The sequence below is a fragment of the Anabaena sp. TISTR 8404 genome (genome assembly GCF_056847745.1).
Genome location: NZ_CP180578.1, coordinates 757,666 through 770,933, shown reverse-complemented (window position 1 = coordinate 770,933; position 13,268 = coordinate 757,666). Strand labels below are relative to the sequence as shown.

General features: G+C 40.3%; 8 protein-coding genes. 3 read left to right on the top strand and 5 right to left on the bottom strand.

Annotated features, from left to right (window positions below):
• Nucleotides 1–119: 119 nt before the first annotated feature.
• The 5 genes from ACMX3D_RS03290 to ACMX3D_RS03270 form a co-directional block, all read right to left on the bottom strand.
• The gene (locus tag ACMX3D_RS03290) at nt 120–1,529 is read right to left on the bottom strand and encodes a TolC family protein (protein WP_482750060.1); all 1,410 of its coding nucleotides are present in this window, start codon (nt 1,527–1,529) and stop codon (nt 120–122) included.
• Between the two features lie 12 nt (nt 1,530–1,541).
• On the bottom strand, nt 1,542–2,213 hold the full coding sequence (locus tag ACMX3D_RS03285) for an ABC transporter ATP-binding protein (RefSeq protein ID WP_482750059.1): 672 nt from the start codon (nt 2,211–2,213) through the stop codon (nt 1,542–1,544).
• A 150-nt stretch (nt 2,214–2,363) separates the two neighbouring features.
• The gene (locus ACMX3D_RS03280; protein WP_482750058.1) at nt 2,364–3,653 is read right to left on the bottom strand and encodes an ABC transporter permease; all 1,290 of its coding nucleotides are present in this window, start codon (nt 3,651–3,653) and stop codon (nt 2,364–2,366) included.
• A 77-nt stretch (nt 3,654–3,730) separates the two neighbouring features.
• Nucleotides 3,731–5,290: an efflux RND transporter periplasmic adaptor subunit gene (locus tag ACMX3D_RS03275; protein ID WP_482750057.1), complete on the bottom strand. Its 1,560-nt coding sequence runs from the start codon at nt 5,288–5,290 to the stop codon at nt 3,731–3,733.
• A 147-nt stretch (nt 5,291–5,437) separates the two neighbouring features.
• Nucleotides 5,438–5,815: a hypothetical protein gene (locus tag ACMX3D_RS03270; RefSeq protein WP_482750056.1), complete on the bottom strand. Its 378-nt coding sequence runs from the start codon at nt 5,813–5,815 to the stop codon at nt 5,438–5,440.
• Nucleotides 5,816–6,294: 479 nt separating this feature from the next.
• Here ACMX3D_RS03270 and ACMX3D_RS03265 point away from each other — a divergent pair, with 479 nt between their 5' ends.
• The 3 genes from ACMX3D_RS03265 to ACMX3D_RS03255 all read left to right on the top strand — a co-directional run bounded on the left by ACMX3D_RS03265 (nt 6,295) and on the right by ACMX3D_RS03255 (nt 13,268).
• A complete protein-coding gene (locus tag ACMX3D_RS03265; protein ID WP_482750055.1) occupies nt 6,295–10,002 on the top strand; it encodes a two-partner secretion domain-containing protein in 3,708 nt (1,235 codons plus the stop codon).
• Nucleotides 10,003–10,112: 110 nt separating this feature from the next.
• The gene (locus ACMX3D_RS03260) at nt 10,113–12,431 is read left to right on the top strand and encodes a CHASE2 domain-containing protein (RefSeq protein ID WP_482750054.1); all 2,319 of its coding nucleotides are present in this window, start codon (nt 10,113–10,115) and stop codon (nt 12,429–12,431) included.
• An 18-nt stretch (nt 12,432–12,449) separates the two neighbouring features.
• The gene (locus ACMX3D_RS03255; RefSeq protein WP_482750053.1) at nt 12,450–13,268 is read left to right on the top strand and encodes a DUF928 domain-containing protein; all 819 of its coding nucleotides are present in this window, start codon (nt 12,450–12,452) and stop codon (nt 13,266–13,268) included.

Here is a 13,268-nt window from a genome sequence, read left to right as displayed (position 1 = left end):
TAACACCAATTTGAAAAATGTTTGCGACAGATGAATTGATAGAAGCTATACGCAGACAGCAATTCCCAATCCACAATTTAAAATCCAAAATCCAAAATGGTATAACCTTTAATCTCTAGTCAACGTAAGGTTCTAGCACTAACAGAGCGTTGTAAATTAGCTAAAGCCCGATTGTAATTTAAAATTGCTGTAACTCGATTACCTTCGGCTCTGGTTAGGTCATCTTCAGCTTCAATGACTTCTGTTTGTGTGCCAACACCAGCTTGATATCTAATTCTGGCTATGTTTAAAGCTTCCCTAGCTTGTTCTAAGCCAACACTAGAAGTCTGAACATTATCTAAATTAGAGCGTAGTTGAGCGTAGTATTGTTCAACATCAAAGCGAATTTGGTCACGCTGATTGGCAAATTGAGTTTCTGCGATCGCTATGTTAGCCTTAGCTTGCGCCGCCCTGGCATTTGCTGCACCGCCATCGAATAAATTCATGCTGGCTTGCAATCCAATAGAATAACCATCAGTGATGCTGACACTATCGTCAAAGCGATCAAGTAAGTTATAACTACTGACTAAACCAATTTGCGGTCTTACCTGCGCCAGCGCTCTGCGTCGCTGTTGTTCGGCAATATTTCTTTGTGCCAATTGTTGCCGTAATTCCGGACGATTTTGAAAGGCTGCGACAATAGTTTCTTCTAGGGTTGGTTGCCAAAGGCCTGCCAATTTTACTGCATCTGCCGCCGTGACATCTACCGTCTGCGGTAAACTGAGCAAAGTCCCAAACTGACGACGGGCAATTTGCTGTTGTGACAGGGAATTAGTCAAATCTTGTTGGGCGTTAGCTAAATTGACCTGAGCTTGCAACACATCAAATCGTGTCCCGACACCAGCTTGTTCTCTGGCTTGAGCATCTTGCAAACTAGCTTGAGCATTGGCTACCGCAGACTGATTAATTCTGACTTGTTCATCTGCTTGTTGCAAATTGTAGTATTGAGTTGTGACGTTGAGTTCAATTTCTCTAGATTGGTTTTCCACATCCAACTCATCCACCCGTAGCTGTTCTTCGGCTTCTTTGATAGTTGCTTGGCGACTACCAGAGGTGTAAAGGTCATAATTCAGTTGTACTGAACCGTTAAAAGAGGTACTAGGTTGAGAAGAACTGCTACTAAAGCCATTACCATTATTCGTCACACTCCCATTGACATTAACACTAGGAAATAAAGCCGCTTGAGATTCTCGGAGTGCAGAACGACTGCGTTCTAACTCTAATATTGCTACTTGTAAATTTCGATTGTTGCGTCTGGCTAATTCTAAAGCTTGTGCCAAAGTAATCGGAACAGTTCTTTGAATCTGCACTTCTTCTGGCTTAGTGGGAAATTGCAGCGGATTTGGATTTGGATTCAAGTTTTCCGCCGGAATTGGTTGCGGTATCTGTGATGAAGTTTGAGCATTTGCGCTTTTGGAGACAGCAGAGATTAAGATAGCGATCGCCAAAATTATCCAGGTAGAATGCACAGGAGATAACATAAAATTCATAAGTTAAAAAATTCAACCAACAATTAAACCATCTTGCACACGAATAGTTCGTTTAGTTTGATCTGCAATATCTGGCTCATGGGTAACAATTACAATTGTGATGCCTTGCTGATTTAACTCTGTGAGTAAATTCATGACTTCATAAGAAGTTTCTGTATCTAGCGCACCTGTTGGTTCGTCTGCCAAAACTAATGCTGGCCGATTAACTAAAGCACGGGCGATCGCCACCCGTTGTTGTTGTCCCCCAGACAGTTGACTAGGACGGTTGAGAATACGTTGACTTAGACCTACTCTTGCTAAAGCCTCCAATGCTCTTTCCCGGCGCTTACGTTTGGGTAAGTTAGCATAAACCATTGGTAACATAACATTTTCTAGCGCTGTTGCTCGTGCCAATAAGTTAAATTGTTGAAAAACAAAACCTATTCTTTGATTGCGGATATACGCTAATTCATCATCACTAAAAGTAGTCAAGTTTCTGCCTTCAAAAATATAATTACCATTGGTAGGTCTATCAAGACATCCCAAAATGTTCATTAGTGTAGACTTACCTGAACCTGATGCACCCATAATTGCTACATATTCTCCCTCCTCAATTGCTAGTTGAATTCCCTTCAATATTGGCACATTCATTTCTCCTAGTTGGTATGTTTTAGTAATCGATTCCATCCAAATCATGTTTGCCATATTATTAAGTGCTGAGCGAATTAATTTTAGATTTTAGATTTTAGATTAAAAATATTTTAAATGTAAAAACTAAAATGCTTCTGCCTCTGGTTGGTGAGCGACTTGCCTTGAGCAAAGCCGAAAGGAGCCGAACCATTGCCTCATACCTTCTTAATCACTGCGTAAAGCCGTAATTGGGTCTAATTTAGCAGCATTCCGCGCTGGAATAACGCCAGCGACTAAACCCACAAATAATGAAAGTCCAAAACCCACAATTACTGATAAAAAAGAAATCACAAAAGGAAATTTAAAAATATTAGCAGATGCAAAGGCAATTAAAATACCAGTTCCTATACCAATACCACCACCAACAATAGAAATCACGATCGCCTCGGCTAAAAACTGATTCAAAATGGCTGAATTAGTTGCCCCGACTGCTTTGCGAATCCCAATTTCTCTTGTGCGTTCTACCACAGAAACTAGCATAATATTAGCAATACCAATGCCGCCGACTACCAGAGAAATTCCGGCGATCGCTACTACCATAATCGTAAATAAGCCCACAACATTCGTAAATGTGCTAACAATATCAGCTTGATTTGTAATCCGAAAATCATCAACTTGTGGTGGATAAATCTCGTGACGCAAGCGCAAAATATTGGTAACTTGAAATTGCGCTGCTTCTAACTTTTCCTGACTGCTTGATTTAATTAAAACTCCACTTACAGACACACCTGTTAAAGCATTATTTCCGACTAATCTCCCCGACATACTAGTCAGGGGAATAAAAATTTGGTCATCTCGATCCATCGGCCCTTGAGCGCCTTTAGGTTCCATTACCCCAATCACTTCATAAGTTTCTCCTTGAATCCGAATTTGTTCACCGATGACTTTAGTACTATCTCCAAATAACGTTTTTTTGACTGTTGGCCCAATCACCGCAACTTGCTTACTAGAATCAAGTTCTTCTTGATTAAAAAATCGTCCTTCTTGAGGATAAGTATTTCGCGCGTCTGGATAATTTAAATCTGTGCCGTAAATAGTTGTGGAAGTGTTTTCGCCAGCATATACTACTTGGGCATTTCTTTGCAGATATGCCGAAACCAAATCTGCTGATGGCGCTTGTTGTGCTATGGCTTTTGCATCTTCCCAAGTCAAGGTACTGGTAGAACCCAAACCTTGGCGGATATTTCCACTTCTGGCTGCACCTGCTAAAACTTGTAATACATCTGTCCCCAATGCTTGAATTTGGTTTTCAACGCTTTTTTGCACTCCTTGACCAACAGAAGTAATAGCAATAACTGACGCAATACCAATAATCACCCCTAGCATGGTGAGTCCTGTGCGTAATTTATTGCTCCAAAGAGTTTCTATCGCCATTGATAATATTTCTGTCAACGGCACTGTAGACTTACGCGGAATTTTCTGAATTCTCTGAATTTTTTCTAAACCCTGAAGCATAGGAATTTTGGATTTTAGATTAAAAGCGTTGATGTATGAACCTTTAACTTTTGCCCTTTGACTTTTAACTTTTAACTTTAATTAGCATTACCACGAGAACGACCTCCGCCACCTGAAGAACGGCCACCTCCACCGCCTAAACCAGGGAATACGCCTCCGCGCGGTGTTGATTGTGGTCTTGACCCAGGCGGGAAACTCAGTAAAACTTTTTCATTTCCTGTTAATCCAGATTTAACTTCAGTAAAGTTATTAACGGTAACACCTGTCTCAATGCGAGTAAATTTAGGTTGATCATTTTCTCCTAAAATATATACGCCTGTAGCTCTTTCTCGGCGAACAACTGCGGCGGTAGGTACAACTAAAGCATTTTCTATTTCACCAACTTGAAATTCCATATCTACATTCATCCCAGACCTTAGTAAGTTTTGCGGATCTGACAAAGATGCTTTTACCTGAAAACTGGTAACGTTCTGCTCGACAGTTGCTTGAGCAGCAATTTGGCTGACTTTACCTTCAAAAACTTTTCCTGGGTAAGCATCAGCTTTAATTGTCACCTTTTGACCAAGGCGAATTTTCGCAATATTCGATTCTGATAAATTAGCTACAACCTGATTCACCGAAGCCAAAGCCAAAATAGAAGAAGAAGTGGCTGAAGAAACAGCACTACCAGAAGTTGTCGGAGTCACAAAAGCACCGGGATCAGCGAATTTTTGCGTTACCACACCATCAAAAGGTGCGCGGATGATAGTGTCGTTGATGTCGGCTTGAATGTTTTGCAGTGAACCACGCGCCGAAATTACTTGGGCGCGGGCGACATCAATATCTTCTTGGCGGCTTCCGGCTTTTAATAATGCCAAAGCTTCTTGTCGCTGTTTAACTGTAGCCCTAGCTTGTTGAATATCCTCAGAGCGTGAACCAGCTTGTTGCAATGCTAATGCTTGTTGGGCTTCATTTACTTGGGCTTGGGCGCTGTCACGCGCTGACTGCTTTTGAATCACAGTTTGCAGAGAAATTGCACCAGAGTTATAAAGTTGCTGATTACGGCGTAAATCATCCTCTGCCTGAACTAGGTTAGCTTGGGCGCTTCTCAAACGTGCTTGTGCTTGGGCTATATCCTGGGGACGATTACCTGCTTCTATTTTTCGCAGGTTTGCTTCGGCTTCATCCAGTTGGGCTTGAGCTTGGGCAATATCTTGAGGGCGATTTCCGGCTTGAGCTTTTTGCAAATTTGCCTCGGCTTGTGCTAACTGTCCTTGTGCTTGAATTAAACTGCCACGCAGGTTGGAATCATCCATATAAGCGAGAATTTGCCCTTGTTTAACAGAATCGCCTTCTTTGACTAAAAGTTTTTTGAGTACGCCAGAATTTTTGGGACTGACGTTAATTGAGCGCTCCGGCTTGACTGTACCATTAGCTGTAACTGCGATCGCTAAATTTTGTCTTTCTACTGGCTGCGTTAAAATTCTCTGTCTGGCTTCTTGCTTAGGTATCACTGCGACTCGGTAATAAATTGCATAGCCAACTCCACCCAACAGCCCCAACATGAGTAACCAAGGTAGAAAGTTATACTTGCGCCATTTTTTTTGTTCCAGTGGTAAAGCTGATGAATCTACAGGCTGTGATGTATCTATTTTCATAACTGTGTCCGTTGTCAGAAATGGCTACCGAGCTAGTTGTTTAAAGCTAAAACTGTAGCTTAGTAGCCCAAACTATTAATTTCCTCATTTTATTCAATCGCTATAGTGACTATATAGATTGAGGAAATTTTGCCCAATTACCAACGGTTATATTTTCACAATCGTCCCATTGGGAAGTCTAAATGTATCACGAGAAATTCTGACTACACTTCTACTAGGAATAATTTCCTGTGTAGGAACAACGATGTCCCCATTAGGTAGTCTAAAATAACCTTGATTACGCAATCTGACTATTTGGCGATTCGGAACAACTTCCCCGTGAGGAAGTCTAAAATCTCCATTACTAAGTCTGACTACTCTTTGGTAGACAATTACTGGTCTTTTTTCTCTGTAATTAACTTCTCGTCTTGGGGCCACACCTCGACGATAGAATTTTTGTTCAGCACTGGCAGGTGTAGCAGAAAAAATTGGAGTAATCAATAAAGTGGCAGTCAAGAGGACTATTGCACGGTTTCTTGGCAACATAATATTAACTCATTGTTGAAGTTACAATTTTCTGACACTCAAGTTTTGAGACAGAAAATTGAAAATTTGCAACTAATTATCAACCAAAAATTTCCTCTTTTCTGCATGACTAAAGTCATTAATAGCTCCTGATTTATATATGACTAAAGTCACCAATTCAGTTACAGAAGTGTGCAATTTACGCTGAATATTTAACGCGAGTTCAACAGAAATCTAATTTTTTTTTGATAATTACTACTAAAACTTGATTTTTGTCAATCTATAAATAGGATGATAAATATAATATTTCTAGTTTAATTTGCCAAATTCAATTCTGCATAACGCTTTAATGAGAGAAATTTGATAAATAAAATATTATGCTAAGAAAAATTAATAAAAGTAGGAATTTGGAGATTAATAAGTATTTGACTTATAGCGCTTATATGTTTTAATAAATACCTGTGCGAGAAAAACTTTACTACTAGTCTTGGGAGGAAAAAGTGTCTGAGAAAACTATACATTTTTCCTGGATACAAGGGCTAGGAATCGCGATCGCTTGCACAACAATTTTGTCTCCAAATCACGCGATTGCCCAAATCACACCAGACAACACTCTGCCAAATAATTCCCAAGTTAGATTAGATGGCACAACCAGAATCATTGAAGGTGGAACCACACGCGGCACAAATCTGTTCCACAGCTTTCAAGAATTCTCCATTCCCAATAACAGTAGTGCATTCTTCAACAATGCCGCCAATATCCAAAACATCCTCACACGCGTTACCGGAACATCAATTTCCAATATTAATGGCTTAATTAGTGCCAACGGCACAGCCAACTTATTCCTACTCAATCCCAACGGCATTGTATTTGGGACAAATGCACAGTTAAATATTGGTGGCTCATTTTTGGCAAGTACAGCAAATAGTTTCAAATTTCCCGATGGGAGTGAATTTAGTGCCACAAATCCCCAAGCACCACCATTACTAGCAGTCAACATCGTCCCAGGGTTGCAGTATGGCACAAGTCGAACAGGGGCAACTATTAGCAACAAGGGAAATTTAGCACCTCGACAAGATTTGACATTAGTAGCAGACAAACTCGATTTACAAGGACAGCTACAGCCAGGGAGAAATTTAACACTGGTTGGTAATCAAGAAATAAACTTAAAAACAGACTTAACCTTAAACCCAATTACTGATGGTTCGATAGGGAAAGTTAGCTTAACAACGACATCAGGGGATGTAACTACCAAAAATATTACTACTCATGGTCGAGTAATTGAGATTCAAAGTGGTGGAGGAATTACTACTCAAACCTTGGATACGAGGAATGGGGCAAACAATGGTGGTGCAATTACTCTTATAGCTATTAACGATATCAATATTACTGGTATGTTAAACTCTTCCTCATTCTCCATTAGCACAGCTGGAAATGGGGGTGCAATTAACATTCAAGCTGGCAACAACATCAACATTACTGATGGGTTAGATTCTACCTCGGCCTCTGTTGATACAGCGAAAAACGGTGGTGCAATTAACATTCAAGCTGGCAACAGCATCAACATTACTGGCATTTTGGATTCTTCAAGTGGTAACGACTATCTTAAACTAGCAGGAAACGCAGGCGATATTGACCTTAAGGCTACCAACAATATCACTATTAATGGTTCTTTGTTCTCTATTTCAAGTGCTGGTTTTGCAGCAGGAAATGGAGGCAATATTAGCCTAAATACTACCAACGGCAACATTTCCACCGATAGTTTATACTCTTTCTCGTTTGGGGAATATGACAAAGCAGGAAATGGAGGTAATATTAGCCTGAATACCAGAAACGGCAATATTTTTGTCGGTGATTTAGATTCTCGATCATCTTCTTTTCTCAGTTCAGTTAAAAATGGAGGTAATATTAGCCTCAAAGCGATTAATGGTAGCATTAGTGCTGGCTCTGTGTCCTCTTTTTCTTTTTCTGTTTCTAAAACCAGTGGAAATGGGGGTGCTATTAACCTCGAAGCCGCCAAAAACATCCAACTTCTGAGAGGAGAATATGACTCCAACATCGATGCCGTGAAGTTTGTGACAGGTAGTGTTTCAGTTAATTCTACAGGAGCACTAGGATCAGGAAATATTACAATCTTCAGTAATGAGCCTTTTACTTTAGACCGTAGCATAATCTCTAGTGATACTTTTGGTTCTGGGAGAGGAGGGGATATTAAAATTACTGCTCCGTCCATTTCCTTAAGTGGTGGTACACAAGTATCAGCTTCCAGTCATAGCAGTGGAGTCAGTGGGAATATAACTTTCTTAGCCTCAGATTCTATAGACATTTCTGAAACAACTACTCAAGATTTTTCATTTGGGCTTACCCAAAATTTAGGTGTGACTAGAGTTCCACCTAATACTTTTCTCGGTGGTTTTATTCCGACGGGTAATATTTTAGAAAGGCCTTCCGAAGGAACTGTATTTCCAAGTGGAGTATTTACTCAAACAACTGTTGGCTCAACAGGCAACGCTGGCAACCTAACTATAGAAACAGGGCGATTAATCATTAAAGAAGGAGGAGCGATCGCCACCACAACATTCGGTCAAAATAGCAATGCAGGCAACATCTCCATCAAAGCAGATTCCATCCAAGTTAACAACGGCTCAATCTTAAGCGGTGTAGCAGAACAAGCCATAGGTAACAGTGGCAAAATTAACTTGCAAACTCGTTCTTTAGATGTCACAAATAGTGGAATCATACAAACCCAAACCCTAGGACAGGGAACAGCTGGAGAAATTATCGTCAACGCCACCGAGCAAGTGAATATCTCCGGTGCAGGTAGCACTTTACGCTCAAGTAGTGGTGGTAACAATAGTTTACTGGGCGGTAGCTCAAGCTCTACCAAAATCGGGCAAGGCGGCAACATTAACCTGACAACCACCAATCTCAGAGTAGTAGATAATGCTGTATTAGATGCCACAACAGCAACGAATTCTCCAGGGGGCAATATTACAGTCAATGCCAATAATTTTCAAACAACAACAGGCGGGCGATTATTAACTTCTACTTCTGGTACTGGTAACGCAGGGAACATTACAGTCAACGTTCAAGAAGCAAAACTCGGTGCCAATAGCGGACTATTTGCTCAAACCCTCAGTTCTGCCAATGCTGGTAACTTAACGGTACAACCCCTGAATAATGGACAGAATTTGTTAGTGAACTTAGAAGATGGAGCGCAGATATCAGCATCAACTTTCAATAGTGGTCAAGGTGGAACATTGACACTAAAAGCACCTGAGTCGATTACCATTCGAGGCAATGGTTCAATCATCTCAGCGGAAACCACAGGTAAAGGCACAGGGGGCGACTTGACCCTAGAGACAGGAAAATTAACAGTGCGAGATCAAGCACAAGTCACAGTCAGCAGTGTCGGTTCAGGACAAGCAGGTACATTAACAGTTGACGCTAACTCAGTTGTGTTAGATAACCAAGGCAAAATCCGCGCCGACACAACAGGTGGAGGCGGAAATATCTTCATCAACTCGCCTTTACTCCTATTACGTCGAGGAAGCAGCATCACCACAAACGCGCGTGGTCAAGATATCAGTGGTGGAAACATAAATATTGATGCCAAAAATGGCTTTATCATTGCCTTGCCTGGAGAAAATACAGACATCAGCGCTAATTCTGTAGATTTCCGGGGCGGAAATGTGACTATCAACAATCTTGCTGGGCTATTCGGCATCCAGTTTCGAGATATCGGCACTCCCAATACAAATGACATTACAGCCACAGGCGCAAATTCGCAGTTGAATGGCAACGTGCAAATCAATACACCCGATGTTGACCCCAACAATGGCTTAGTGGAATTACCCATCGAGGGGGTAGATGCTTCTAGCTTGATTAGCCAAAACTTCTGTGCAGTTAGAGGTGGTAGTAGCTTCACCATTACAGGAAGAGGTGGTTTACCACCTTCACCAAACGAAGCCCTCAATGCCAATGCTGTTTGGGAAGATTGGGAATTGACAGCTGTAGCAACAGACAATAGAAAAAATCAACATCCGCCTGTGGCGCAAGGTTTAGAGGATGAAACAAAGATTGTGCCAGCGCAGGGATGGGTCAGAAATGAGCAAGGTGAAGTGACATTGGTAGCAACTGCACCTACCGCAGCACCTCACGGTTTGGGGGATTTGCCTTCAGGATGTCAGCCTGCGATCGCTCCATAGCCTCATAATTTAATATATGTAATGCTAAATTAACCTAACAGCCAATTTCTTGATTTGATATTCGTAAAAAGTTAATAATGCTACAAGTAGTAAAAATCGAGAAATCCGCAATGGCTAAGTTAGTAGTTATTAACCTAGAAAAAGGAAATTTAATTGACGGTTTTTCTCCAGTCACTGCACAGATTTGGGAAACTAATAAATCTCGCCCGATACAATTTACAGCTAGTTTACCAGCAGCACCAGAAATTGTAGAAACTTATACGCGGTTTCAATTAATCTATCAATCTTTATATCATCGCATCAAAAGACGTTCTGGACTAGAAATTGAAGAAGTCGGCTTAACTAATGTGAGTGAAGTTGATTTCACAGAAGTTTGCCAACAGTTAAATGAACAAATCAATATTTGGCTCAACTCAAACTCATTTCGACCAATAGACCAACAATTAAGAGCGCGATTAGTTTTAAACGAAGAAATTCAAATAGTTATAGAAACAAGTGATAATCTACTGCAAAAGCTGCCTTGGCATCTCTGGAATTTTTTCGAGGATTACCAAAATGCTGAAGTAGCAATAAGTACTCCCAAATATGAAAAAATCAAACCATTAATTAAAAATCATACAAATAAAGTTAGAATACTAGCTATTTTAGGTAACAGTGAAGGAATTGATATTGAACAAGACCGAGTATTGCTTCAGCAGTTGTCTCATGCCACCACAATATTTTTAGTCGAACCTTCACGCCAAGAATTTGATCATTGGCTTTGGCATAAAGATGGCTGGGATATTCTCTTTTTCGCTGGACATAGTCAAAGTGAAGGAAATACTGGTCGGATTCATATTAATCAAACAACTAGTTTAAAGATATCTGAATTAAAAAATGCTTTAAAATATGCAATTACTCGCGGTTTAAAACTAGCAATTTTCAACTCTTGTGATGGTTTGGGACTAGCAAATCAGTTAGCACAGTGGCATATTCCCCAAATTATTGTTATGCGAGAAGATGTGCCAGATGTAGTAGCACAATCATTTTTGAAACACTTTCTCACGGCTTTTGCAGATAATCAATCTTTCTATTTAGCAGTAAGGTATGCACGAGAAAGATTGCAAGGTATTGAAGATGAATTTCCTGGTGCTTCTTGGCTACCTACAATTTGTCAAAATCCAGCCACAGAACCACCTAATTGGAATGAATTATCTGGAAAAACCAGCAAAGTTGCTTTTTCTTGGTTCAACAGGCAAAGTCTGCACAAAGCTTTACTGGCAAGTTTCGTAGTGACTACATTGCTCGTAGGAGTGCGATCGCAAGGTAAAATTCAAGACTGGGAACTGAAGACTTTTGATGCGATGATGCGCCTAAGACCTGATGAAGGTGCAGATCCCCGCTTGTTGGTGGTGACGGTCACAGAAGCTGATATCCAAGCTCAACAACAAAGGCAAAAGTCTTCTCTATCAGATAGTGCATTAGAAAAATTATTGCAGATATTGGCAAAATCAAAACCCAGAGCGATCGGTTTGGATATTTATCGTGATTTCCCGGTAGAATCTCGATATGCAAAATTAGCGGCTAGTTTGCAGCAAAATCAAGACTTTTTTGCAATTTGTAAAGTCAGTGAAGGTGGTGGAAATGGTGTCTCACCGCCTCCAGAAATTCCGACGCAACGTATAGGTTTTAGTGATGTAATCCGCGATCGCGATTTTATTGTCCGTCGTCATTTACTAATTTTAACCCCAGATTTAGAATCGCCTTGTAAAACTAATTACTCCCTAGGAGTACAGTTAGCCAAACGATATTTAGCAAAACAAGGGATTCCCCTGCACATTAATCAGGAAAGATACTTGCAGGGGGGGAAAATAGTTTTTCGACCGATAGAAGTTCCTACAGGTAGTTACCAAAAATTTGATGATCATGGTCATCAAATACTACTCAACTATCGCTCAACAAAGCAAATCGCCAAACAAGTAACTTTGACAGAGATTTTCAATGGTAAATTTGATCCAGACTGGATTAGCGATCGCATTGTTTTAATTGGTGTTAATGCCGAAAGTGTCAGAGATACTTTCCTCACACCTTACAGTATGGAAAGTATGCCTTACAAAGAAATTCCAGGGGTATTACTTCATGCCGAAATGGTCAGTCAAATTCTCAGCGCGGTTTTAGATCATCGACCTTTATTGTGGGTTTGGCCTTTATGGATTGAGGCTTTTTGGATTTGGGGTTGGTCTTTCATCGGGGGTATGGTAGGTTTATATCGTGGTTCAAAATTGCAACTAGCAATAATCGCTAGTACCGCAATAATTGTCTTATATGGATGCTGTTTTGGTCTGTTGCTATACGGAGGTTGGATACCCTTCTTACCTACTGGCTTGGCATTGGTAATTACTGTTTTTACAGTGATGTCATACACATCATTATTTCATCAGAAAAAATAGCAGACAGAAAAATTAAACATGAAAATAAACTTTTGGTTCAAACCAATAAATCTCGTATTGGCAATGATTTTTGCAGGTGTTAGTTTACAGCAATTTCCGGCAAAATCTCAACAATCTCATCATGCACGAGTACGTTTCATCCAGCCTACCTTAGAAAAAGAACCAGAAAACCGAGGCGCACCCAAAGACAGACAAGGTGCTGGTACTCGTGGAGATTGCCCTAATGCAAGTATACCGCTGACAGCATTAATACCTTTAATGCCAACAAATGTGAGTCAGAAACAACAAAAACCTATTAACGCATCTACAACAAAAGTTGCTTTGGGATTAACAGTTAGTGAATTTCCCACTTTTTGGTTTTACTTTCCCTATACATCTCAATATATTAACTCTGTCAAATTTATCTTACTAGACGCAGAAAATAACTCTGTCACTAAAGAGCCAATTCCTATCACTATATCTGGAACACCTGGAATTATTAGCGTTAGCCTTCCCTCATCTGCCAAACCTTTAGAAATTGGCAAATATTATCATTGGTACTTTGTAGTTGATTGCAACCCTCAAAGCCGTAGTGATGATCTTGCAGTTGAGGGTTTAGTGAAAAGAATAAAGCCAAATTCTGACTTAAATAGTCGTTTCAAGACGACAAAACCAGAAGAACTTGTAGTTCTTTATGCTCAAGCAGGTATTTGGCATGATGCACTATCTATATTAGGTGAACTTCGCCGGAGTAAACCCAAAGATAACCGCCTCCTTGCTGACTGGCAAGACTTATTAGAATCTGTTGGTTTGAAAGAGATTGCAACACAATCCATTACACCATGTTGCAATCCTTGA

Coding starts and splice junctions, on each gene's coding strand:
- ACMX3D_RS03285 (WP_482750059.1), bottom strand. CDS start 2,213: ATGGCAAACATGATTTGGATGGAATCGATTACTAAAACATACCAACTA.
- ACMX3D_RS03260 (WP_482750054.1), top strand. CDS start 10,113: ATGGCTAAGTTAGTAGTTATTAACCTAGAAAAAGGAAATTTAATTGAC.
- ACMX3D_RS03275 (WP_482750057.1), bottom strand. CDS start 5,290: ATGAAAATAGATACATCACAGCCTGTAGATTCATCAGCTTTACCACTG.
- ACMX3D_RS03290 (WP_482750060.1), bottom strand. CDS start 1,529: ATGAATTTTATGTTATCTCCTGTGCATTCTACCTGGATAATTTTGGCG.
- ACMX3D_RS03270 (WP_482750056.1), bottom strand. CDS start 5,815: ATGTTGCCAAGAAACCGTGCAATAGTCCTCTTGACTGCCACTTTATTG.
- ACMX3D_RS03280 (WP_482750058.1), bottom strand. CDS start 3,653: ATGCTTCAGGGTTTAGAAAAAATTCAGAGAATTCAGAAAATTCCGCGT.
- ACMX3D_RS03255 (WP_482750053.1), top strand. CDS start 12,450: ATGAAAATAAACTTTTGGTTCAAACCAATAAATCTCGTATTGGCAATG.